Origin of the sequence: Pseudomonas guangdongensis (genome assembly GCF_900105885.1) — a bacterium.
Lineage (GTDB): Bacteria > Pseudomonadota > Gammaproteobacteria > Pseudomonadales > Pseudomonadaceae > Geopseudomonas > Geopseudomonas guangdongensis.
This window is the reverse complement of the sequence record NZ_LT629780.1, coordinates 334619-358470: the sequence shown is the minus strand read 5'-3', so window position 1 is coordinate 358470 and position 23852 is coordinate 334619. Positions and strand designations below refer to the sequence as shown.

20 protein-coding genes are annotated in these 23852 nt (G+C 54.4%); all 20 read left to right on the top strand.

From position 1 onward, the window contains the following. The first annotated feature begins 22 nt into the window (after positions 1–22). The 20 genes from asnB (BLU22_RS01810) to wecB all read left to right on the top strand — a co-directional run bounded on the left by asnB (BLU22_RS01810) (position 23) and on the right by wecB (position 23847). Positions 23–1906, top strand: coding sequence for an asparagine synthase (glutamine-hydrolyzing) (gene asnB / locus BLU22_RS01810; protein WP_090211682.1), 1884 nt, complete (start codon positions 23–25; stop codon positions 1904–1906). Then, positions 1896–2930 carry a GNAT family N-acetyltransferase gene (locus BLU22_RS01805; protein ID WP_090211681.1) on the top strand — a complete coding sequence of 345 codons (1035 nt, stop codon included), beginning with the start codon at positions 1896–1898 and terminating at the stop codon, positions 2928–2930. Before asnB (BLU22_RS01810) ends, BLU22_RS01805 begins: the two co-directional genes overlap by 11 nt. Continuing rightward, a complete protein-coding gene (locus tag BLU22_RS01800; protein WP_090211679.1) occupies positions 2930–3595 on the top strand; it encodes an acetyltransferase in 666 nt (221 codons plus the stop codon). The genes BLU22_RS01805 and BLU22_RS01800 overlap by 1 nt, the downstream gene beginning before the upstream one ends. Then, a complete protein-coding gene (locus BLU22_RS01795) occupies positions 3595–4227 on the top strand; it encodes a class I SAM-dependent methyltransferase (RefSeq protein ID WP_090211677.1) in 633 nt (210 codons plus the stop codon). Before BLU22_RS01800 ends, BLU22_RS01795 begins: the two co-directional genes overlap by 1 nt. Beyond that, positions 4227–5153 (top strand): glycoside hydrolase family protein, encoded by a 927-nt coding sequence (locus tag BLU22_RS14900; protein WP_157718956.1) that lies wholly within the window; start codon positions 4227–4229, stop codon positions 5151–5153. Before BLU22_RS01795 ends, BLU22_RS14900 begins: the two co-directional genes overlap by 1 nt. Further along, entirely contained in the window at positions 5150–6439 is a 1290-nt protein-coding gene (locus BLU22_RS14895) for a glycosyltransferase family protein (RefSeq protein WP_157718955.1), read from the top strand. Before BLU22_RS14900 ends, BLU22_RS14895 begins: the two co-directional genes overlap by 4 nt. Continuing rightward, complete coding sequence (locus BLU22_RS01790) at positions 6439–7869, top strand: oligosaccharide flippase family protein (RefSeq protein ID WP_090211676.1); 1431 nt, start codon at positions 6439–6441, stop codon at positions 7867–7869. The genes BLU22_RS14895 and BLU22_RS01790 overlap by 1 nt, the downstream gene beginning before the upstream one ends. Before the next feature lie 21 nt (positions 7870–7890). Continuing rightward, positions 7891–9129: a glycosyltransferase family protein gene (locus BLU22_RS01785; protein WP_090211674.1), complete on the top strand. Its 1239-nt coding sequence runs from the start codon at positions 7891–7893 to the stop codon at positions 9127–9129. Further along, positions 9126–9989, top strand: coding sequence for an NAD-dependent epimerase/dehydratase family protein (locus BLU22_RS01780; protein ID WP_197676759.1), 864 nt, complete (start codon positions 9126–9128; stop codon positions 9987–9989). The genes BLU22_RS01785 and BLU22_RS01780 overlap by 4 nt, the downstream gene beginning before the upstream one ends. A gap of 53 nt (positions 9990–10042) precedes the next feature. Continuing rightward, a complete protein-coding gene (locus tag BLU22_RS01775; RefSeq protein WP_231975255.1) occupies positions 10043–11146 on the top strand; it encodes a glycosyltransferase family protein in 1104 nt (367 codons plus the stop codon). A gap of 1 nt (position 11147) precedes the next feature. After that, positions 11148–13031: an asparagine synthase (glutamine-hydrolyzing) gene (asnB, locus tag BLU22_RS01770; RefSeq protein WP_090211671.1), complete on the top strand. Its 1884-nt coding sequence runs from the start codon at positions 11148–11150 to the stop codon at positions 13029–13031. Further along, the gene (locus tag BLU22_RS01765) at positions 13028–14230 is read left to right on the top strand and encodes a glycosyltransferase family 4 protein (RefSeq protein ID WP_090211669.1); all 1203 of its coding nucleotides are present in this window, start codon (positions 13028–13030) and stop codon (positions 14228–14230) included. The genes asnB (BLU22_RS01770) and BLU22_RS01765 overlap by 4 nt, the downstream gene beginning before the upstream one ends. Before the next feature lie 21 nt (positions 14231–14251). Beyond that, positions 14252–15361 carry an NAD(P)/FAD-dependent oxidoreductase gene (locus BLU22_RS01760; RefSeq protein WP_090211668.1) on the top strand — a complete coding sequence of 370 codons (1110 nt, stop codon included), beginning with the start codon at positions 14252–14254 and terminating at the stop codon, positions 15359–15361. Between the two features lie 16 nt (positions 15362–15377). Next, a complete protein-coding gene (locus BLU22_RS01755; RefSeq protein ID WP_090211666.1) occupies positions 15378–16586 on the top strand; it encodes a glycosyltransferase family 4 protein in 1209 nt (402 codons plus the stop codon). Between the two features lie 53 nt (positions 16587–16639). Beyond that, on the top strand, positions 16640–17989 hold the full coding sequence (locus BLU22_RS14890; protein WP_157718954.1) for a hypothetical protein: 1350 nt from the start codon (positions 16640–16642) through the stop codon (positions 17987–17989). Beyond that, a complete protein-coding gene (locus BLU22_RS01750) occupies positions 17986–19467 on the top strand; it encodes an oligosaccharide flippase family protein (RefSeq protein ID WP_090211664.1) in 1482 nt (493 codons plus the stop codon). The genes BLU22_RS14890 and BLU22_RS01750 overlap by 4 nt, the downstream gene beginning before the upstream one ends. 184 nt (positions 19468–19651) lie before the next feature. Then, on the top strand, positions 19652–20689 hold the full coding sequence (locus tag BLU22_RS01745; protein ID WP_090211663.1) for an IS630 family transposase: 1038 nt from the start codon (positions 19652–19654) through the stop codon (positions 20687–20689). Between the two features lie 54 nt (positions 20690–20743). Next, complete coding sequence (locus BLU22_RS01740) at positions 20744–21604, top strand: dTDP-4-dehydrorhamnose reductase family protein (RefSeq protein ID WP_090211660.1); 861 nt, start codon at positions 20744–20746, stop codon at positions 21602–21604. 112 nt (positions 21605–21716) lie between these two features. Then, positions 21717–22727 (top strand): polysaccharide biosynthesis protein, encoded by a 1011-nt coding sequence (locus BLU22_RS01735; RefSeq protein WP_090211659.1) that lies wholly within the window; start codon positions 21717–21719, stop codon positions 22725–22727. Continuing rightward, complete coding sequence (gene wecB, locus BLU22_RS01730) at positions 22720–23847, top strand: non-hydrolyzing UDP-N-acetylglucosamine 2-epimerase (RefSeq protein ID WP_090211658.1); 1128 nt, start codon at positions 22720–22722, stop codon at positions 23845–23847. Before BLU22_RS01735 ends, wecB begins: the two co-directional genes overlap by 8 nt. Positions 23848–23852: the final 5 nt, after the last annotated feature.

The window sequence follows — 23852 nt, the reverse complement described above, 5'->3', positions numbered from 1 at the left end:
ATTTTCAGGAGCAGCAAAGCGCATGTGCGGCATTACCGGTCTCATTCACCTGGATAACAATCCGGTATCGCCTGTAGTTCTACAGCGCATGACGGACGGCATCGCTCATCGAGGGCCGGATGGCGAAGGCCACTGGATCGAGGGCAACGTCGGCCTGGGCCATCGTCGTCTGGCAATCATTGATCTGTCGCCTGCCGGGCACCAGCCGATGGCCTCCGTATCCCAGCGTCACGTGATGGTCTACAACGGTGAGGTCTACAATTTCCGCGAACTGCGTATCGAGCTGGAGGCCTTGGGCTACCAGTTTCGCTCGCGCACTGACAGCGAAGTCGTGCTTAACGCCTTGATCGCCTGGGGCCCGAAAGCCCTCCAACGCTTCAACGGCATGTTCGGCCTGGCCCTGTGGGACCGTCAGGAGCAGACCCTGCTGCTAGCACGTGACCGATATGGCGTCAAGCCACTTTATTACGCGCGGCAGGGCAATACCCTGGCGTTTGGGTCCGAGCAGAAGGCCATAATGGCCATGCCGGAGTTTCGTCGCAGCCTCGACAAGGAAGCGTTACTGGAATACTTCACCTTCCAGAACATTTTCACCGACAAGACGCTGCTGAACGACGTCAAGATGTTCCCGGCCGGGCACTATGCCGTGCTGGACATGAAGCGCAAGTCGCCGGCACTGCAATTGACGGAGTACTGGGACTACGATTTCCGCGAGCCACAGCAAAAGGCCAGCAGCGAGGAGTACCGGGAAGAACTGGATCGTCTGTTCCGCCAGGCCGTCAATCGTCAGTTGGTGACGGACGTGGAACTCGGCAGCTACCTCAGCGGCGGTATGGACTCAGGCTCGATCACCGCGATCGCGGCTCAGTCGCTGCCCTACATGAAGACCTTTACCTGCGGTTTCGACCTGAATTCTGCCTCGGGCATCGAGATGGGGTACGACGAGCGCAGCAAGGCCGAGTACATGTCCTATCACTTCAAGACCGAGCATTACGAAATGGTCTTGAAGGCTGGCGACATGGAGCGTGTGCTGCCCAAACTGGCCTGGCATTTGGAAGAGCCACGGGTGGGGCAGAGCTACCCCAACTACTATGCTGCGCAGCTGGCATCGAAGTTCGTCAAGGTGGTGATGTCGGGGGCCGGCGGCGATGAGTTGTTTGGTGGCTATCCGTGGCGCTACTACCGCGCGGTGGTCAATGATGATTTCGAACATTACATCGACAAGTACTACCAGTTCTGGCAGCGCTTGATCCCAAATAGCCGGCTCAAGAATGTTTTTGCGCCTATCTGGGATGATGTGAAGCATGTGTGGACGCGCGATATCTTCCGTGATGTGTTCAAGCACCATGCGGACAATCTGTATACGCCAGAGGATTACATCAATCATTCGTTGTACTTCGAGGCGAAGACCTTCCTGCATGGCCTGTTGGTGGTCGAGGACAAGTTAAGTATGGCTCATGGCCTCGAAAGCCGCGTGCCCTTTCTCGACAATGATCTGGTTGATTTTGCGATGCGCTGCCCGGTGCATCTGAAGTTGAACAACCTGTCCAATGTCATTCGACTCAACGAGAACGAAGCTGGCAGCAAGACTGCGAAGTATTTCGAAAAGACCCGCGACGGCAAGCAGATCCTGCGCGATGTTATGTCGAATTACATACCCGGTGATGTCACCAAGGCTGAGAAGCAAGGTTTCTCCGCCCCGGACGCCAGTTGGTTCAAAGGCGAGAGTATCGATTTTCTGAGGGCTACCATCGATAACGACCGGTCGCCGCTATATCAGATCATGGACAAGAAAGCCATCAGAGGCCTGGTGGACGAGCACTTGACCGGTACCAGCAACCGCCGGCTACTGATCTGGTCGCTGCTTAACGTTAATTCCTGGTTGGAGCAATCCGGTGTTTATTGAGGACCATTCAGTCGCTGCGATGGCCGAGGCACTGGATACTTTCGTCATTGGCAGCCCTACTTCGCTTATCTATGCAACATCCGGCTTCATGGGCTTGGTCGCCGATCACCTAGAGGCCCAAGCCCGTTGCCTGTTCTGCCTCGAAGGGGAGCGCGTGGTTGCGGTCCTCCCGTACCTGGTTAAGGAAGGGTACCTCGGTAAGGTCTACAACTCGCTTGCGTACTACGGCAGCAATGGCGGTGTGATTCAGGTCGAGCGCAACGACGAAGTCGCGGGTGCGCTGGTCGAATTCTTCTATCAGTTGGCCGAGCGTGAGGGCGCTGTTTGTGCCACGTTGATCTCAAACCCGTTGGAGCCGTTCGCAGTCTATGAGCGTCACAGCAAGTACGATTGCCGCGATGAGCGCATCGGGCAGATCACCCACCTTCCGGCACTGGCGAACATCGATGAACTGATGAGCAGTTTCAGTGATCCTCGCCCACGCAACATTCGCAAGGCCATCAAGGAGGGCATCACCATTCGTGAAGGCCGCAGCCAGGCGGATGTGGATTTCCTGTTCACTACCCATGTCAAGAACATCACGGCGATTGGCGGGCTGAGCAAGCAGCGCTCGTTCTTCGATGCCATCCCAGCCTTTGTCGATGCGCAGAACTGGAAGATCTTCGTTGCTGAGAAAGATGGCCAACCCGTCGCGGCGTTGCTGTTGTTCTACCATAACCGTACCGTCGAGTACTTCACGCCGGTGATCGTGGAGTCGGCGCGTAGCACGCAGGCGCTTGCCTTGATCGTGTACACGGCGATGCAGGATGCCATAGCCAACGGCTTTGCAAATTGGAACTGGGGCGGCACCTGGCTTTCCCAGGGCGGGGTGTATGACTTCAAGAAGAAGTGGGGTACCACCGACTACCCGTATTACTACTACACCCGGATTTTTGATGCGTCCTTGAAAGCACGCTCCCGACAGGAGCTGTTGGAGGGTTATCAAGGCTTCTTCCTTCTTCCATTCTCCAAGCTGGGGGCGTGATGAAATCAAAAAAATTGGTGATTGTGGGCACAGGGCTGTTTGCTGAGGTGGCCGGCGATTACTTCAATGAGCTCTCCGACTATCAGGTTGTTGCCTACGCCTGCCACCGTGAGTACCAGAACGCCGAGGAGATTTACGGGCTGCCGCTGATCGCCGTCGAGGATCTGCCCGGCCTTTACCCTGCTGCCGAGGTCGAGGTGTTCGTGGCTATTGGCTACGCGAAGATGAATCACGTGCGTCGACGTGTATACGAGGAGATGCTGGCGGAGGGTTACCGCTGTGCGACGTTCGTGCACCCCAGCGTCAAGGTCTGGAGTTCCAATACCTTGGGCGACAATGTCTTCATTTTTGAAGACAATACCTTGCAGCCTTATGTATCCATCGGCAGCAATACCATGCTTTGGAGTGGAAACCACATTGGTCACCATAGTAAGATTGGGCACCACAATTTCATTAGTTCCCATGTTGTGATTTCCGGTTCCTGCGTGATTGGCGATCACGTGTTCATTGGAGTGAATGCGACGCTCAGAGACAGTCTCACAATCGCCGACGAAACATTGATCGGCGCTGGTGCCCTGTTGATGAAGAACACGAAGCCCAAAGAGGTTTACATAGAAGAGAGAACACGCGCCCACAAAATGAACTCTGAGGAAATTGGTTTCTGATGGCCGTCGATTCGCAACTTAAAAAAATTGAAGCGATGTATTCCGATAACCTGCGCAAGATGGGGGAGGATTCGCGTTCAGTAGGTTGGAACACCGAAGCGTGCCAGAAGCTGCGCTTCTCCAAGTTGGCAGCGTTACTCGATGCCGCGGACGAGCCGTTCTCCATCAACGACCTAGGCTGTGGCTACGGGTCCATTCTGGACTTTCTGGAAAAGGACCTGGGCTGCGAAGTGTCCTGCTACCACGGCTATGACGTCAGTCAGGAGATGCTCGATGCTGCGGCCAAGCGTCTGTCAGTCTACCCTGCCGACAAGATCGACCTGCGTCTGGCCAAAGAAGTGACCAGTGTGGCGGACTACTCGTTCGTTTCGGGTACCTACAATGTCCGCTTTGATGCCACTTATGAAGAGTGGGAAGCGTACATTAAAGAAAGCCTCCACGCGCTCGATAAGCACAGCTCGAAAGGCTTCGCTTTCAACTTGCTGACCTCCTACGTCGATTGGGAAGAACCGCACTTGTTCTACGGCAAGTCTGTCGAGTGGTTTGACTACTGCAAGAAGAACTTCTCGCGCAAAGTGGCCCTGCTGCACGATTACGACCTGTGGGAATGGACCATTGTGGTGAAAAAATAATGTGGAAGAAGATCTTTTTCTATCATCTGTCTTCAGGGGTTTTGGCGTCGGCGGTGTCACATGCTCAACTCCCTACAGTATTATGCTTTGCTGACTTTATCAGGGTTTTTTTTGCAGTCCGTGATGGGCGCCAGTATTCCAGTATCTACTCAGTGGATCTGGCGCTACAAGGCGACGAAGTACGAGTGCTCAGCAAAGTTCCTACGCTTTGCTTGGCTCCGGGTGAAATCGGCCATTTCGATGAGCATGGTGTATTCCCAGCGTCGATTATAGCTATCGAAGGTCGTTATCATCTTTATTTCATCGGATGGAACAAAGGTGCGAACCCTCCGCTTTTTTATGCGGCAATTGGTTTGGCGGTCAGCGAAGACGGGCTGAATTTCAAACGCACCTCGGTAGCCCCGGTCATGAGTCGTAGTGAATACGATCCTTGTCTCGTCACTTCGCCCCATGTCTACAAAGATGGTGAGTTGTACAGAATGACCTATGTCTCTGGGGTAAAGTGGACCCGTGAAGTGCACGGATTGCAGTCCCATTACCATATCAAGCATGCGACTTCGGCGGATGGTTTGAATTGGCAGCGTGAAGGCCGAGTTGCCATTGACTTTGCACCTGGTGAAACTAATATTGCTCGCTCTGCTGTGATGAAAAATGGCGAAGGAGACTACGAAATGTGGTTCTCGTTCGTGGGGGTAGAGCATGGAAAGTATCGAATGGGCTATGCATCCTCCACTGATGGTTGGCAGTGGGTGCGTAATGATCGTCAAGCGGGTATTGATGCGGACTGCGATGAGTGTGGCGAAATGATTTGCTATCCCTGCGTGTTCGACTTCAATGGTAAACGATATATGCTTTTCAATGGCGACGGATTCGGTCGCAACGGGTTTGGCGTAGCTATTCTTGATCGGAAGAAAGTGTTTTTATGAAGGCTAGAGTCTATACGTTATTTTGTTGGGCTGCCTATCCGCTCTTCTTCATCGTTGCAATGCTGATAGCGCTCTCTGCTCGCCTATCCTGTCGGCCTATACTGGATAATCCGCGTTTGGTCTGGGGGGAGGCGCCGATAATAAATAACTCTTATTGGGCGCGAGCTATGCGTGCAGCGGGCTACGAGTCGCTGACCTTTACCGATGGTTATTCCTATACGATAAATAAGCGGGAGGACTATGATCGGTTGGTTCAGGAAAGCTATGGACCTATTCCAGTTTTCCTGAAGTATTACCTCGCCTTTTTTGAGAGTCTTTTCAGATTTGATGTGTTCTTTATTTCGTTCAACGGTTTTTTTCTTGGAAAAACTCCCTTTTGGCGCATGGAGGCCCAGCTATTGAAATTGGCGCGGAAGAAGGTCGTAGTTCTTCCATTTGGCCTGGACGCGTTTGTTTACAACAGGGTGAAGTCTACCTCCATGCTGCAGGGGTTGTTGATGTCGGTCCCCGTGCCTTCACGGCAGCAGCGGCGTATCGCTGCGCGCGTTGACTACTGGTGTGAGCACGCCGATGTGGTACTACTTGGATTTTTAGGGCCTGATGGGTTTGGTCGGTGGGACGTCATCATGCCGAATTTCCTTTTTATTAATTATGAGGAGTGGACTCCGTCGACCAGAGCCAGTGATGCGGATGGCGTAAATGATGTGGTTTATATCGCGCATGCGCCAAATCATCGTGGTTTCAAAGGAAGTGAGTTTGTAATTGATGCGGTTGCCCAGCTAAAGCGTGACGGTTTGAAAGTAGAGCTGGTTCTGATCGAGGGTAAGCAAAATTCGGAAGTCAAACGGATCTTCAAGGAAGATGTCGATATTCTGGTTGAGCAACTTATAGCAGTTGGCCATGGGCTTAACGGCCTAGAGGGAATGGCTTCTGGTCTGCCGGTAATTAGCAATCTCGAAGACGAAAACTATGTCTCGCCTCTTCGTCGATGGTCATATTTTTCCGAATGCCCCATCGTTTCGGGGTCTCCAGAAAATCTTGTGGAGATTTTACGCAAGCTCGTTACGCAGCCTGGCATCCGCAGGGAGCTAGGTGCTGCCGGTAGAGCATATGTTCAGAAGTACTATGGTTACGATTCAGCGCAATATTTGTTTGGTGAGATAATTCACTATCTTTACGGTCGTCGCGAGCGCTTGATTGATTTGTATCATCCGCTTTTGAGCGATTACCCCAAGCGTGCCGCCAAGGTTATTCATCCTCTGAAAAATGGGCGGTTGCCTGAGTAGTGTTTTTACGTAAATTAGCCCGTGATAGCGTCATTTATGGCGGCGGCGACTTCCTGCTGAAGCTTCTCGCGTTCTTCACTTTTCCATTGCTCGCTTCCGCTCTGTCGACTGAGGGGTTTGGTGTTATGGAGCTAGGGCTGACCATTGCGACACTTGGCGCTGTTTTTGTTCGTTGCGGTTTGAATAACGCGGTGCAGCGCTACTATTGGGATGCCGGTGTTTCTGAGGCTGAACGGTCGGTATTGGTCTCGACAGGCTTCTGGCTGACGTTCGGTGTCGGCGTAGTGTGTGGAGTATGTGCATTCTTTATCGTGCCGTTGATATTCAAAGCGAGCACTGGCGGAGTGGAGCAACTAGGTTCAATGGGCGTTCTGGCTATCGCCGCTCTTCTTCCGCTTCTCCAATGGAGCCAATACTTGCAGGATGTCTTGAGGCTTCATTTCGCGCCCTGGAAGTTCTTGGGCTACACTTTCACCAGTCGTGCACTTGGATCGCTGATTGCGCTCTTCCTAGTTCTGCATTTTGGTGCGGGCGTTGAGGGCGTACTATTGGCCCAGGCATCAACACTGCTGCTGGCATTACCGCTTGGGATCTGGCTTGTCAAAAAGGACTTCGTCGTAAATCTTGATAGGCCTTGGGCTGGACGGCTTTTGGCTTTCGGTACTCCCTTCATTTTCACCGAGGTTGCTTACTGGTTGTTCGCATCGATTGATCGATGGATGTTGGCGGCAATGGCCGGGGTCTCCGAGGTTGGCATCTATTCAGTAGCATTCAGGTTCTCTACCTTGGCAGTTTTCGTCGCAACTGCATTTGGTATGGCTTGGAGTCCTTATGCGGTAAAAGTCAGGGCGGATCATCCCCAGAGCCATAGGCAGGTCTATGCGGAGGTGCTCTTGATTCTCTTGGTAGTCATGTTGTGTGTGGCCGGATCCATCGCTTTGTTTGCGGGCGAATTTATTGGGGCGATCATGTCGCCCGACTATGCTGCCGCAACTATTCCATTAACGGTACTATGCTTTACCGCAGTATTTCAGGCTACCCAGCAAGTCACTGCCATCGGTATCTCCCTGGCTAATAGAACCAAGATTTTTGCTGGTCTTGCATGGGCGGCCGCCATTTTGAATGTGGCCTTGAATTTTTGGTTGATTCCCTGGTTTGGTGCGACAGGGGCGGCGACGGCTACGTTAATATCTTGCATGCTTCTATCGGGTGGCTTTCTTCTCTTTACTCAACGTCTCTACCCTTTGCCAATCAGCTGGATACGCTTACTCTGGTTGTGCTTGCTAGGTGCGGTGGTTTTTTTTTCAAGCATTCACTGGTTGTCACAAGAGTTTGATTTGGCTGCGTCAGCAGTGAAGCTGTGCATTGCGTTGGTATGCGTGGTGTTAGCCATGCTGTCGCTTAACTTTAGAGTTTTTCGTTCGCTTTGAATCGTACTGCCTGGGGGGGAAATGAGAGCGGCGTATTATTTTTTTCGTTTTGGTTTAGAGTTGCTGGCGTTGCCTTTTTTGTTGCTGTTTTCCTTGTGCTGCAAGTCTTTCCAGCAGCGTAAATTTGATATCGGCCTGGGCCCCTTTCCACTGATCAACAACATATACCACAAACGCGCCCTTGAACTGGTCGGCTATTCAGCAGAAACCTTCGTCAGCCAAGTCTGGCACATCACGAGCAACTTCGACGTGCGCTTTGACCAGCATTGGCTATCGAAGAGTATCCTGACCCGCAAGCTGCTGCTGAATCTATATATATTCTGCTGGTCGGCACGTCGTTATCGTTCTGTGATCATCTATTTCGATGGCGGTGCATTGGGGCAGGGTACGGCGTTTCTCTGGCGCCTAGAGCCTTATCTCTATCGCTTGGCAGGGGTCAAAACCGTCGTCCTGCCCTACGGATCAGATGTACAGGTCATGAGCCGTTCGCCGAACCTGCAGTTCAAGCACGCCATGGCGGTCGACTACCCTCAGCACCGTACCCGGCATAGGCATATTCAAGCCATGGTCGATGTTTGGAGTTCGGCTGGCAGCCATATCGTCGGTGGTTGTGAGTGGGTTGATTACATGCACCACTGGGACAGCCTGATGATCGCCCATTTCTCGATCCAGTTGCCCGAAATGCCAGCCTTTAGGACTGAATCGCAGCCTCTCGAGCGTACGCTTAAATTGCTACACGCCCCAAATCACCGAGAGATCAAGGGTACGAGGCATGTTGTCAAGGCTGTCGAAGAGCTTCGCCAAGAAGGACTCGATATCGAGTTGGTGATGGTCGAACGAGTGTCTAACGATCAAGTAAGGCGGTTGATTCTCGAAGCTGATGTTGTGGTCGATCAGCTGGTCATTGGGTGGTATGCGATGTTTGCTATTGAGGCTATGGCGTCGGGTAAGCCGGTCATTTGTCATTTGCGTCGAGATTTGGAATCGCTTTATGTGGCCACAGATCTACTCAAAGGCTTCGACGAGATCCCGATTATTCGCGCGGATGCCTTCAGCCTCAAAGAGGTGATTCGCAAGCTTTATGACGACCGCTCTGTTCTATCCATCGCTGCCAGCCGTGGTCGTACCTTTGTCGAGCGACATCACTCGGTCGAGGCAATTTCGCTTGAGTTTTCTAAAATTTTCGCCAAATTGATTGGCCCTCGAGAGGGGCGCGGCGAGCAAGCTCAGACAGGTAATAAGGTGGAGCGGCAAATTTGAATATTCTGATTACTGGCGCCAATGGATTGCTTGGTATGCATGCAGTATCCCGGTTTGCAGCGCAGCATCATGTGTATGCTGTGGTTCATTCCATGCCGGCCCGACCGTTACCTGGGGTGATCTACCACAAGGTAGATCTGTCCAGCGACTGGTCCCCTAAGGCGCTGCCGTCCAGCATCGATACCGTTATTCATCTGGCGCAGTCCTCACGTTTCCGGGAGTTTCCCGAGCAGGCCATGGATGTATTTGGCGTCAATGTCGCATCGACCGCCCGACTGCTGGATTATGCTCGTACCGCAGGCGCCCGCCACTTTATTCTTGCCTCTTCCGGAGGGGTGTACGGTGCGGGTGATGAGGCGTTCAGGGAGAACTCGCCTATCCCTCATCATGGCCAACTTGGCTATTACCTAAGCAGCAAGCTCTGTGCCGAAGTTCTCGCGCAGAATTACTCGTCGCTGATGAACGTTGCCATTCTGCGGTTCTTCTTCATGTACGGCAAAGGCCAGAAGCGGCAGATGTTGGTGCCGCGCTTGGTGGATAACGTTCTCGCGGGCAATCCAATCAGCCTGCAAGGCGAGGAAGGTATCAAGATCAATCCAATCCATGTCAGCGATGCGGTGGCTGCGTTGGAGGGCTGTCTGACGCTCGAGGGTAGTCACACCTTCAATGTGGCAGGTACGCAGACCATGTCGTTGCGAGAGATCGCTGGTGTGATCGGGCAGGTGGTCGGGTGTAAACCTGTATTCAAGATTGATGCGAGCGAGCCGCGCCACCTCATCGCGGATATTGGAGCGCTTAGTGAGTCGCTCGTTGTTCCAAAAGTCAGCTTTGCGCAGGGAATTATGGAGCTAATTCCTTGATGGAGGGGTACAAAGTCTTGCACGCCCCAAGCTCGGTGGGCGGAAATCCTCAAGTGCTCAGTCGTGCCCTTCGTCAGTTGGGCGTAGACAGTTGTTCGTTGGTTGTTTCGCAAAATTACCTTAACTATCCAGCAGATCTGGTACTGCACCGTCCGGGGCAAAGTCTGCTGGTACGTGAGTTGAAGAGGCTTTGGGCCATTCTGTTTTTATTGCCTCGCTTTGACATCGTTCATTATAACGCTGGTACCACTCTGGCCTGCGCCTATGCATTTACCTACAGCCGCCGACAGGGGCTAAAAGGAATTCTGCGGTGCATTTATGCTGGCTACTTGCGCTTATTGCAGCGATTCGAGATTTTTTATATTCGCAAGCTTGGAAAGTTAGTGTTCATCACATATCAGGGTGATGATGCACGTCAAGGTGATTACAGTCGTGCAAATTTCGCGATCAATATCGCCAGCCAAGTGGAAGAGGGCTACTACTGCATGGCTTCCGATACCTTCAAGAGGAGCAATATCCGCAAGTTAGGAGGTGTCAGTAGTCAGGTTTATTCAGTGAACCCCGACTTGTTGCATGTGTTGCCCTCTGGGGCACGTTTTACACCTTACTCTCATGTGTTCATGGATGAGTGGCGCCCCTCTTACAGCCAGAGCGAAGACCGGCCACTGCGTATCGTACATGCGCCTAGCAATCGCAGGGTCAAAGGATCTGACATCATTCTTACTGCTCTGGAGCGTCTGCGTTCGCAAGGCTTCGCTTTCGAATTGCTGCTTGTGGAAGGTATGAGTAATGCCGAGGCTCGCAAGTTATACGAGTCCGCCGATGTTCTGATCGATCAACTATTCGCTGGCTGGTATGGCGGTTTGGCGGTAGAGCTAATGGCACTGGGTAAGCCTGTACTTGTTTATATTCGCGAAGAGGATTTGAGGTATATCGAGCCGGAAATGAGGGCCGATCTTCCGTTCATCCAGGTCACGCCATGCTCGCTCGAGCAGACGCTACTTAGAGTGTTGACCATGCCTCGTGAAGATCTGGTTGCGCTCGGGCGAAAAAGCCGATATTTCGTTGAGCGCTGGCATGATCCCATTACTATAGCCCGCAGTATTAAGGCTGATTACGAAAGGGCGCTGGAGCGCCAGAAAAAGGTCACGAAATAGTATGTGTGGAATTACCGGTGGGTTCTGGCAATCCGCACCCGCAGATCTTGACCTGCGTGCAAGATCTGCTTTGGCTGCGATGCGTCTGCGTGGGCCTGATCATAATGGCTTTGACCAATTTTCCGTTGCCGCAGGTACGCTCGTTTTAGGGCATACGAGGCTTGCGATCATAGACCTTTCTCAGGGAGCCCAGCAGCCGATGTACTCGGCTGATCAGCGGTATGTGCTTATATTCAATGGAGAAATTTATAACTACCTTGAACTGCGAGCAGAACTAGAAGCATTTGGTAGGAGGTTCAATACCCGTTCGGACACCGAGGTGTTATTAGCCGCTTGGGCGCACTGGGGTAAGGCCGCGTTGCCGAGGCTGAAGGGTATGTTTGCCTTCGTGATCTTCGATCGCCAGCAGAATTCGCTGACTTGTGTGCGGGACGCATTTGGCATCAAACCTTTCTTTTATGCTTTGGATGAGCAGAGTTTTGTCTTTGGTTCCGAGCTTCCTGCGGTGCGAGCGCTCAGGCGCCAGCGCGCCGCTCTAAATTGGCAAAGGGCATACGACTACTTAGTCCACGGTGAATACGACTTTGGTAATGAGAGTTTCATCGAGGGCATAGTCAGCCTCATGCCCGGCCAGTTGATGAGCGTCGATCTGGCTACGCTAAAGCTTTCAGTCCCAGAGACTTGGTGGGAGCCATCGGTAGCGCCGGCATCATCTATTTCCTTTGCCAGTGCCAGTGAGCAATTGCGAGAGATGTTTCTGGATAGTGTGCGACTGCATATGCGTAGTGATGTCCCAGTCGGCGCTGCGCTGTCTGGTGGTATCGACTCTTCCGCAATCGTCTGCGCCATGCGCCATTTGGAACCCGACGCTGACATCCATACCTTCAGTTACATTGCCCGGGGCAGTGTCGTCAGCGAAGAAAACTGGGTAGACAAGATCAATGCCCATGTCGGCGCCAGGGCACACAAGGTGGTTGTTTCGGGCGACGAACTGGCGGCTGATCTCGAAGACCTGATTACCGCACAGGGTGAGCCGTTCGGCAGCACCAGCATCTATGCTCAGTATCGCGTTTTCAAGAAGGCCAAAGAGCAGGGCATCACCGTGACCCTGGAAGGGCAGGGGGCCGATGAGAATCAAGGCGGGTACAGTGGCTATGCGGGGCAGCGTATCCGTAGTTTGCTGGACAACGGGCATTACAGCAAAGCCTGGAGCTTTCTGAATCAATGGTCGCGATGGCCCGGGCGCAGCCGTCTGGAAGGCCTGAAGCGGGTTGTTGGCGAATACAGTGAAGGGCGATTGCACGATCTGTTGCGTGGGCTCAACGGTATGGACAACTGCCCTGCGTGGATTCGTCCCGGCCCGCTGCGCGAAAGCGGTGTGAATCTTGGTTTTCCGAAGCATGCGCCGCAACAAAGCTTGCCTGGGCGACGCATGATGAGCACGTTGGCAACCTCGTTGAATACACGCGGCCTGCTCGGCCTGCTTCGCCACGGTGATCGCAACTCGATGCGTTTCTCGGTCGAGAGCCGCGTCCCGTTCCTGATCACAGACTTGTCCGACTTCATGCTGTCACTACCAGAGGAATATCTGGTTTCCCCGGGGGGGGAGACCAAGCATCTTCTACGCTCGGCATTGCGCGGAATCGTGCCGGCCGAGGTGCTGGATCGCCGCGACAAGATCGGCTTCGCGACGCCCGAGCAACAATGGTTGATGGGTATGGCCGATACGTTGCGGCCTTGGCTGGAGGAGGATCTGGGTCTGCCATTCCTTGATCAGACCAAGTTGCTTGAGCATTTCGACACCGTGGTTACGGGCCGTCGCGCCTATACGTGGCAGGTCTGGCGCTGGGTCAACTTTGCTCGCTGGTACGGTAGCTTGCGATGAATGATTCATTACCACGGGTGCTTTATCTGCATCCGGCCGCGGCATTCGGTGGTGCTTCAAAGAGCCTTATCGAGCTGTTCACCCGATTGCACTCGCTGGGTGTGCAGGGCACGGTCGTGACCCCTGACGGTCCGGTTTGCGAGGCTTTTGTTAAAGCGGGCATGGATGTGCGCAAGGTCAAAGGGCTGAGCCAGTTCGACAATACGCGTTTCAGCCACTATCGCCGTCTTCGCTGGATTATCTTGCTGCGAGAGATCTTTTTGCTGCCGTTTTCATTGGCTGCGTTCTGGCATTTACGCCACGAGAAGTTCGATTTGTTGCACGTTAACGAAGTGACATTGCTGCCCTTGGCCATTTTCGCCAAATGGCTGTTGCGGGTGCCGATGCTTGTGCATGTGCGCTCCCTGCAGCGCGCGCCCGGGTCCGGCTTGCGTACCCGGCTGGTCAATGCCTGGCTGCGACGTCATGCAGACGCGGTTGTGGCGATCGATCATACGGTCGCAGCAACACTACCGACAGACTTGCCCCTGAGTATCGTGCACAACGGCCTGGGAATTGAAAACGACGTACAGACTCTGTCTGCGCGCCGCGCCGATGACCCCGTACGTGTCGGTTTTCTCGGCGTTCTGATTCCGCTCAAAGGCATTTATGAGCTGATCGAGGCGATGCGCATTCTGAAGGCGCGCAAGGTCAACATCGAGTGTCTGATAGCCGGGGAAAACGCTCGTAAGCTCACAGGGTTGAAGGCATGGGCGCTGCGCAAGTTGGGTTTTGCCGATGACGTGTGTGCCAACGTGGAGCAGATGATCAGCGATTACGGATTGCAGGTACAGGTCCGTATGCTGGGGTTCATTGCAGACGTCAGGTCGTTGTATCCGCAGCTCGATATTCTCTGTTTTCCCTCTCACTTGGATGCTGCTGGCCGACCGGTATTCGAGGCGGCGTTCTATTCGATTCCAAGCGTGGTAGCGTTGACAGATCCTATGCCGGACGCGCTGTTACACGAAGTGACCGGACTGGCGATCCCGCATCCCGACCCGGAGCTGCTTGCCGATGCCTTGCAGCGTTTGGCAGAGGACCACGTCTTCCGCCAGACACTGGGTCGCCAGGCTCGCCAGTGGGCAGAGGAAAACTTTGTGATCGAAGCCAATGCGCAGTTGATGCACGACCTTTACCGGCGTCTTCTTTCCAAATCCTGATTTAGACAAGGCACTCGCGATATGGGCTCTTACGATTGTCTCGTCATCGGCGCCGGTGTCATCGGGTTGGCCTGCGCTTCGCGCCTGGCACGCTCCGGGCATAGTGTGCTGGTGGTTGAAGAGGAGCGCTGGATTGGCTCGCATACGTCCAGCCGCAATTCGGAAGTCATTCACGCGGGCATTTACTACTCGCCTACCTCGTTGAAGGCGCGTCTGTGTATGGAAGGACGTCATTTGCTGTATCGCTGGTGCGAGGACCATCACGTCGAGCATCGGCGGATCGGTAAATTGCTGGTTGCGGTGAGCCCGGATGAAATCGCGGCGCTAGAAGCCCTTCAAAAGAATGCGGTGCAGTCCGGTGTGGACTCATTGCTGGAAGTCAGTGCGGCACAACTTCGTCAAATGGAACCAGCGGTCGCCGGCGTGGCAGCTTTGCTTTCGGTAGATACCGGTATTATCGATAGCCATGCCTACTTGCAGTCCTTGCTCGGTGACGCGCAACGGCACGGTGCGGATCTGGTACTCGCGACTCGAGTCTCGCGGTTACAGCACAATGGCGCGTACTGGCTGGTGGAAGGGGAGAGCTGTGGTGAGCCTTTCTCTGTGGGCGTGCATCGGGTGATAAACGCAGCAGGGCTGTTTTCCAGTCAACTGGCGTCGAACATCGACGGCCTTGAGGCGCGTCATGTACCGCAAACCCAGTGGTGCCGGGGACGCTATTTTTCTTACAGCGGGCGGTCACCATTTTCGCGTCTTGTGTACCCGATGCCAGATGTGAATACGGCGGGCCTTGGAGTGCATGCAACGCTCGATATGGGCGGGCAAGTGAAATTCGGGCCGGATGTTGCCTGGACCGATACCCTCGACTATCAAGTCGAAGAAGTACTAAGAAGTGATTTTGCCATTGCGATCCAACGATATTTCCCGGGGCTTGATCCACAGCGACTTACGCCAGGTTACTGCGGCATTCGCCCTAAACTCTCCGGGCCAGGACAACCCGCTGAAGATTTCCTGATACAAGGGCCAAAAACTCACGGCCTACCCGGACTGGTCAACCTTTATGGGATAGAGTCTCCGGGGTTAACTGCCAGCCTTGCCATTGCCGATCACGTTGCCAGGATCATTGATTGAGTCCCTCTTGTTACCTATGAAGATTCTCGTTCTTTCCCAATATTTTTGGCCGGAAAGTTTCATTATCAACGACATTGTACGCACTCTCTATGAGCAGGGTCATGAAGTCGTCGTATCTACCGGTAAACCCAACTACCCGGATGGCAAAATTTTCGATGGTTACAGTGCCAAAGGGACGCAGTACGAGTGCTATCTCGGGAAGATCGATGTGCTTCGAGTGCCGCTTTGGCCGCGAGGCGAGGGCGGGGCGAAAAACCTGATACTCAATTACCTGTCGTTTGTCCTGGCGGGTTTGTTGTTTCTACCCTGGATGCTGCGCAAGCGAGAGTTCGACGCGATTCTGGTTTTCGCACCGTCGCCTATCTTGCAGGCAATCCCTGCAATCCCACTGAAGTGGCTGAAGAAGGCAAAACTTGCTTTGTGGGTTCAGGATCTGTGGCCGGAAAGCCTCAAGGCCACTGGCTTTATCAGTAATCCTCATGTGCTCAGGGCAGTGGGATGGTTGGTAAGAGGTATCTATCGCTTCTGCGATATCTTGTTGGTGCAATCGCGTGCCTTTTTTGAACCGGTCTCGCGATACGCGGATCGCGAGAAAATTGTTTATTACCCTAACTCCATGGATGCTAACTCGCCTGTGGATCGGGAGCCTATTCCAGCCGAACTTAGCGAACTGCTCGACCAGTATTTTTGTGTTGTTTTTGCCGGCAATCTGGGAACCGCACAGGCTTTGGATACCCTTGTGCAAGCAGCCGTGCACTTGCGAGATGATGTTCAGGTGCGGCTGGTCATTGTGGGTAGCGGAAGCCGCCTAGCGTGGCTCAAGTCCCAACAGCAGGCCCTCGACTTGAATAACCTCATTCTGGCCGGACGCTTTGCGCCGCAAGCGATGCCAAAAATTTTTGAAAAATCGTCTGCGCTACTTGTCTCGCTCAACGATAACGAAGCTTTTGCACAAACAGTGCCGAGTAAGATCCAGGCGTATCTGGCCGCAGGTCGGCCGATTCTTGCAAGCATCAATGGGGAGGGCGCGCGGGTTGTCTCAGAGGCCGGTGCTGGATTGACGTCGGCGGCCGAGGAGGTGTTGCCGTTGGTGGAAAACATTCGCCGTCTGCATGCACTCGGTGTAGCTGAGCGTGAGGCCATGGGAAAATCGGGTCGAGACTACTTTGACGTGAATTTTGATATGCCGTCACAGGTGAAAAACCTGGTTCGGTTATTGTCATGAGTGTTGATTGGCTTTTTCTGTTTTTTATTTTTTAAGTGATGGGAAGGCGTCTCTTGAATAATTTTTTAGTGGGGTTTAAAGCCCTTCCTGTTTTGCTGGTTGGGCTTATTTACTTTCCGGCTGTATTGCTCGGTTTGATATTGTTTCGTGATCGAGAAGCGGTTGAGCTTTTGTTTTTAGTTGTTTTGTTTTCTTTTATTTATTTATGCTCTTATGGTTTTTTTTCGAAGATGTTTTTGTTTTTGGCAGAAAAGTCTTCTCATTTAATTAGCGTCTCGAATGTGTTTTGGTATCGCCTGTCGGTTGTAGCGGTTTGTATATACGCGGCGAGTCTCGGTTATGCCGTATACCTAGCCGATGCTGTGCCTTTGGTCGTGGCGCTCAAGGGCGGTACATTGATGGAAATTGCGCAGGCTCGCGGTCAGTTTTTGGCGGGGTTGGAGGGTTATGAAAGTCTGCTTAGGTATGCGGTTTTTATTTTAGGGCGCTCTGTAATGCCGCTGGTTTTGGTAGCTGCATTCGCTTTCAATTCCAGACTCAGATACTGGCTTTTGGTGGCGCTGCTTATTTTTTCGATGTTGTCGCTAGAAAAGGTTGCACCTGTTTATATTTTCCTGCCCTGTATGCTTTATTTTTTTTCTGCGAAGCGCTGGTCCAGCGTACTTGCTACAGTCATTTTAATGTTAGCAAGTATTGGTGTAATGACTATTCTGGCTATGGGCGGGATTGGGGATTCACAGTCAGGGAGCGTGGGTGGGGGGGGCGATGATTTTTCAGCCCAGCAGGTTTCTATTCCTCCAGACATGCCTATCCAAGAACCTATGGGGCGGCCGGGGCGTTTCTTTTTGCCGAACTTGATTCAAGATAATTTCGGGGTTGGGCAAGTCACGGTTGATGCGAGTCACGTTTCTGGAAAATTATATATTTTGGTGAATCGAATCATATGGATTCCCTACGTAACGGCTTATGACTGGCTAGGTTTCCATCAAACAGTACTCGACGGGAAACTTACTCTAGGGCGCTCGGTTAGTTTTATTCATCATCTTTATGGTGAGCCTAAAATGCTGCTTGAGAAAATGGTTTATGTGTATGAGTTTGGCGCCTCACCCGGTGGTACTGGTGCATCCAATACTGTTTTCTTTGTCGATGCAAAACTAGCGTTTGGATGGGCTGGTGTGGTGGTGTACTGTCTCATCTTTACATTTTGTGCAGCCTGTATATTTTCCTCTGGTAGTCGGGTCTTGATGGTGTCGAGTGTTGTTTGTTTCTTTGTTGCATCTGTGAGTTCACTGACCGCGACGCTACTCAGTGGCGGACTCTTCATCTATGTGGTGCTGGCTTTTCTGCTTTGTGAAAGGCAAGCCACCTCGCCCGCTATTACTCAAGCTGGTGGTGATAAATGAAGCCAGGCATGGCGGTGTCTACATTAAAGACTGCCGTTGGGCAATTTTTCGGTCTGTTGCTTGGGGCGGTTGCCGTCAAGTTGCTGGCGGTATTGACGGGGCCTGCCGGCGTCGGGTTGTACTCGGTGTTGCGGCATTTGCAGCAAATGCTCTCGTCAGTCGCGTCGATAGGTGGACAGAACGCGGTTGTTCAGGGCTTGAGCAGTCATCAGGGCGTGGCCAAGCGGCAGTTCTTTTTGTCGTCCTTCTATGTGTTTGTACTGGCCAGTCTTTTGCTCTCAGCAGCCATATTGATCTTCGCGGACTTCATCGCCGCCTGGATTTTTGCAGGTGAGCACGCTTCTGCTATTCGCTGGCTGGTGATCCCTATTGTTCTCGGGGCACTGCTGTTCTTCTTTCGGGGCGTATTGACTGCTGAAATGCAATTCGGTGCATTGAGCATCGTCACCATGCTGACAGGCTTGGGAGCTGCGCTGGTCGCTCTGCCCATTGGTTTAGTCTACGCTCGCGGATACCCAAATATCATGGTTCTGCTGCTTGCCGGTGGGCCTCTGCTCGGGTTGATTGCTGCGTTCATCTTCGTGCGCCGTCAGGGGTATTTTCAAGGCTTGACGGCGGTTGCGCCGAGTGGCGCTACCTGGAACGCTACCGTGCGGTTTTTGCGAGTGGCGTTGCCTTCATTGCTGTCCTTGTTCCTGACGCTTGGCAGCGTTTTGATCGTGCGTAGTTATATTGTGCGGCTCTATGGACTGGAAGGCGCGGGGCAGTTTGATGCTGCCTGGAGTATCAGTGCCATGTATCTGGCTCTGTTTCTGACTTCATTGCAGAGTTACCTGTTACCGGAGCTTAGTCAGGTAGGCGCCGGCGATGAGATGCACTCGGCGCTCGCCAAGGCGTTTCATTTTTCTCTGTTGATTTCCCTGCCACTGATTACCTGCCTGGTAGTCATGAAGCCATTGATCGTTTTCGTGCTGTTCAGTCATGAGTTTCTCCCCTCTCTAAATGTACTGCGCTGGGTCCTCATAGGGGATTTTGTCAGGGTCTTGGGTTGGGTTATTTCTACGGCACTGGTAGCGCGAGCCGATATGAAGGGCTTCGCGCTGGCTGAAGGTCTTTGGAGTATCATTTTCATGGCGATGTCGTTGTTGCTGTTATCGCATGGGCTGGAGTGGGTTGGTTTTGCTTATTTGGTGAGTTATGTGTTCTATCTTGCATTCCTGACGTGGCGTCTGTTGACTTGTCATGGCGTGGCATTGGAGGGCAGAAGGCTTTTGTACTGGTTCGGTGGAATTGTAATGGTGGCCCTCACCGCCTGGCTTTGCTGGAGCGATCGAGAGCTCTATTCCTGGCATTTCATACTGATTTTTCCAGCATTACTGTTCAGTTTTCTGATCATGCGTTCTGACGAGCGACTCTTCGCTCGGCAACTGTTCGAGCGCTTTAAGCTCAGATTGGCAAGTTTTTCGGGGCGTCGTTAGGCTCTGTACGAAAAGTCCTGAACCGGATTTGAGAGACTTCAAAAGTGATCAGTAAATGATCGGTTTCTGGGGGTCTGGATGCCTTTTCGGAGCTGTTTTTATCTTGTTGCTCAAGGCAAACTGACTTTTCGTACATAGCCTATTAATCCGGCAATACAATAGGGCATAATCAGCGTTTTTCACCATGACCAGCGACGCACGAAGCCTCAGCCCCTTGGAACAGCGCGAAAAACGCGCTATCGCCCTACGCATGCGCGAGCAGGGGTATACCTACAGAGCCATCGGCGAAGCCGTTGGCGTTCATCTGCGCACGGTGGCGCATTGGGTCGCGATCGCGGAGCACCAGGGCAAAGAGGCCGCGATCGAAGGTGGCCAGCGCGGATCGCTGCCGGGGGAGCGACGCAGCCTGTCCTCCGAGCAGGAGTCACTGATTCGCACCCTGTTGCTCGACACCATGCCGGATCAGTTGAAGCTGGACTTCGCGCTCTGGACGCGTGATGCGGTGCGCGCCCTGATCGCCCTGCACTGCGGCTTTCAGATGCCTATCCGGACAGTCGGTGAATACCTCAAGCGTTGGGGCTATACCCCACAACGCCCGTTGAAGCGCGCCTACCAGCAGAAGCCCGAGGCGATAAAGCGCTGGCTGGAAACCGAGTATCCGAAGATCGAGCAGCGCGCCAAGGCCGAGGGCGGCGAGATCCACTGGGGCGATGAAACCGGCCTGCGCAGCGACAGTCATGCAGGGCGCAGCTACGCCCCGGCAGGGCGGACGCCCGTACGCGAAGTCAGCGGAAGCCGCTTTGCCACGAACATGATTTCGACGGTGACCAACCGGGGCAAGCTGCGCTTCATGCTGTACCGGGAAACCATGACAGCGGTCGTGCTGATCCGCTTCCTGGGGCGACTGATCCGGGATACCAGCGGGCGCAAGGTCTTCCTGGTCTTGGACAACCTGCGCGTGCACCACAGCAAGAAGGTCAAAGCCTGGCTGGAGGGGCGGCGCGAACGGATTGAGGTGTTCTTTCTGCCCGCCTACGCCCCCGAGCTCAACCCGGACGAATACCTGAATGGCGATCTCAAGCATCAGGTGCGCAGCGGGCCAAGTTTGAAAAGTCGGGATGCGTTGGAAGGCCGAGTCCGCTCGGTCATGCGGCGCCTTCAATCAAAGCCCGAGCGGATTCGTTCCTACTTCCGACATCCCAAAATCGCGTATGCAGCATGATTTGGGGTATTGGGTTGCCGGATTAATAAGACAATCCGAAGTTAAAGGATAGATATGAAGATTTTGATTCTGGGTGTAACCGGCATGCTCGGCAGCGCCGTGTTTCGCGCGTTCTCTGCCGATGCAGGGCATGAGACATGGGGTACCGTGCGCAGTGGTGCTGCGCTGCGGAACTTCCCGCAACAGAGCCAGGAACGTCTGCTTAGCGGTGTAGACGTGCTTGACCAGGACGCGCTCGTTGCGGTCTTGGGCAAAGTACGCCCGGACGTTGTCATCAACTGTGTCGGGCTGATCAAGCAGCTGGCCGATGCCAAGGACCCGCTCACCGCGCTGCCTATCAATGCCATGTTGCCGCACCGGCTGGCGCGGCTGTGCGAGTTGGGTGGCGCGCGGCTGATCCATGTCAGCACCGACTGCGTGTTTTCCGGGCGCAAGGGTATGTATCTGGAGAGCGATCCATCGGACGCGGAAGATCTCTATGGCAAGTCCAAGTACATCGGCGAGCTGCATGAGCTGCCGCATGCTATTACCCTGCGTACCTCGATCATCGGCCACGAGCTAGGTTCGAGCAACGCGCTGGTGGACTGGTTCCTGGCGCAGCAGGGCAGCGTCAGGGGGTTCACTAAGGCGATCTTCTCCGGCCTGCCGACGGTGGAGCTGGCGCGGGTGATGAAGGACTTCGTGCTTGCGCACCCGCAGCTCAATGGCCTGTATCATGTCGCCGCCGAGCCGATCGACAAGTTCCGGCTGCTCAGCCTGGTGGCTGCGCAGTACGGCAAGTCAATCGAGATTCGTCCGGATGACGCGCTGGTAATCGACCGCTCGCTGGATGGTTCGCGCTTCCGCGCGGCCACCGGCTATGTGGCGCCGGACTGGGTCGAGCTGGTGCGTCGTATGCACCAGCAGCGCGGTTAGTTTCGCAGCCCGGCCGATTGCCGGCGTTTTCATGCTCTTTGCGGTCCTTTCCCGAAAGGGAGAGGGCAGGTACATTCAGCCCTCGGGCCGTGTTCACGTTCAGGAAGGTTCTATGTTCGACAACAAGGTATTGATGATCACCGGGGGCACCGGCTCCTTCGGTCACACGGTGCTCAGGCGTTTCCTCGATACCGACGTGCGCGAGATCCGCATTTTCTCCCGTGACGAGAAGAAGCAGGAAGATATGCGCATCGCCCTGGCCAACGACAAGGTCAAGTTCTACATCGGCGACGTGCGCGACTACGACAGTCTCAAGCAGGCCATGGTCAGCGTCGACTACATCTTCCATGCCGCGGCGCTCAAGCAGGTGCCGTCCTGCGAGTTCTACCCGATGGAGGCGGTGCGCACCAACGTCAACGGCACTGAGAACGTGCTCAATGCGGCCATCGCCAGCGGCGTGAAGCGGGTGGTGGTGCTGTCCACCGACAAGGCGGTGTACCCGATCAACGCCATGGGCATCTCCAAGGCCATGGCCGAGAAGCTGATGGTGGCCAAGTCGCGGATGATTCCCGAGGGCGGCACCGTGGTCTGCGCTACGCGCTACGGCAACGTGATGGCCTCGCGCGGTTCGGTGATCCCGCTGTTCATCGACCAGCTACGGGCCGGCGAGCCGCTGACCGTCACCGATCCGCAGATGACGCGTTTCCTGATGTCGCTGGAGGACTCGGTCGACCTGGTGCTGCATGCCTTCGAGCACGGCCAGCAGGGCGACCTGTTCGTGCAGAAGGCGCCGGCCTCAACCGTCGGCGAGCTGGCCCAGGCGCTCAAGGAGCTGTTCGGCCACGATAACCCGGTGCGGGTGATCGGCACCCGCCACGGTGAGAAGCTCTATGAATCGCTGGTCTCGCGCGAGGAAATGGCCAAGGCCGAGGACATGGGCCGCTACTACCGCATCCCGGCCGACAACCGCGACCTGAACTACAAGAAGTACTTCGTCGAGGGCGAGGAGAAGATCTCCGAGCTGGACGATTACACCTCGCACAATACCGAGCGCCTGGACGTGGCGGGCATCAAGCAGCTGCTGCTCAAACTCGACTACATCAAGGAGCAGCTCAATGCTTAAGGTCATGACCCTGGTCGGCACCCGTCCGGAGCTGATCAAGATGAGCCGGGTAATTGCCGAGCTGGACCGCCAGGTCAACCACGTACTGGTGCACTCGGGGCAGAACTATGACTACGAGCTGAACCAGGTGTTCTTCGACGACCTGGAGATCCGCAAGCCGGACCATTTTCTCGGTGCCGCCGGCGACACCGCCGCGCAGACCATCGCCGAGGTGATCGCCAAGGCCGATGCGGTGTTCGAGCTGGAAAAGCCCGATGCGCTGCTGCTCTACGGTGACACCAACACCTGCCTGGCGGTGATCGCCGCCAAGCGCCGCAAGATTCCGGTGTTCCACATGGAGGCGGGCAACCGCTGCTTCGACCAGCGCGTGCCGGAGGAGCTCAACCGCAAGGTGCTCGATCACCTCTCCGACATCAATATGGTGCTCACCGAGCATGCCCGCCGCTACCTGATCGCCGAGGGCATCCGCCCCGAGACCATCATCAAGACCGGCTCGCACATGCACGAGGTGCTCGACTACTACCGGCCGAAGATCGAGGCCTCCGACGTGCTGGCCCGCGAGGGGCTGGAGGCGGGCAGGTTCTTCATCGTCAGCACCCACCGCGAAGAGAACGTCGACACCCCGGATAACCTGCGCGACCTGCTCGCCACCTTGCGTGCGCTGGCCGACGAGTACGGCTTCCCGCTGATCGTCTCGACCCATCCGCGCACCCGCAAGCGCCTGGAGGCGCTGGGCGAGTCGCTGGAGCATCCACTGATCCGCTTCTCCAAGCCGTTCGGCCTGCTCGACTACATCAAGCTGCAGATGAACGCTTTCTGCGTGCTCTCAGATAGTGGAACCATCACCGAGGAAGCTTCACTGCTCAACTTGCCGGCAGTGACCCTGCGCAATGCCCATGAGCGCCCGGAAGGCATGGACGAAGGCACGCTGATCATGAGTGGGCTGAAGAAAGACTCGGTGCTGGAAGCAGTCAAGGTTATTACTAGCCAGCATCAAGGAGGTCGACGCGTGATTCCTTTGGTGCCGGACTACGAAGGCGGTCCGGTATCGCTGCAGGTTGTTCGAGTGGTACTGAGCTACACCGACTATATCAATCGAACTGTCTGGCGTAAGAGCTGATCCCT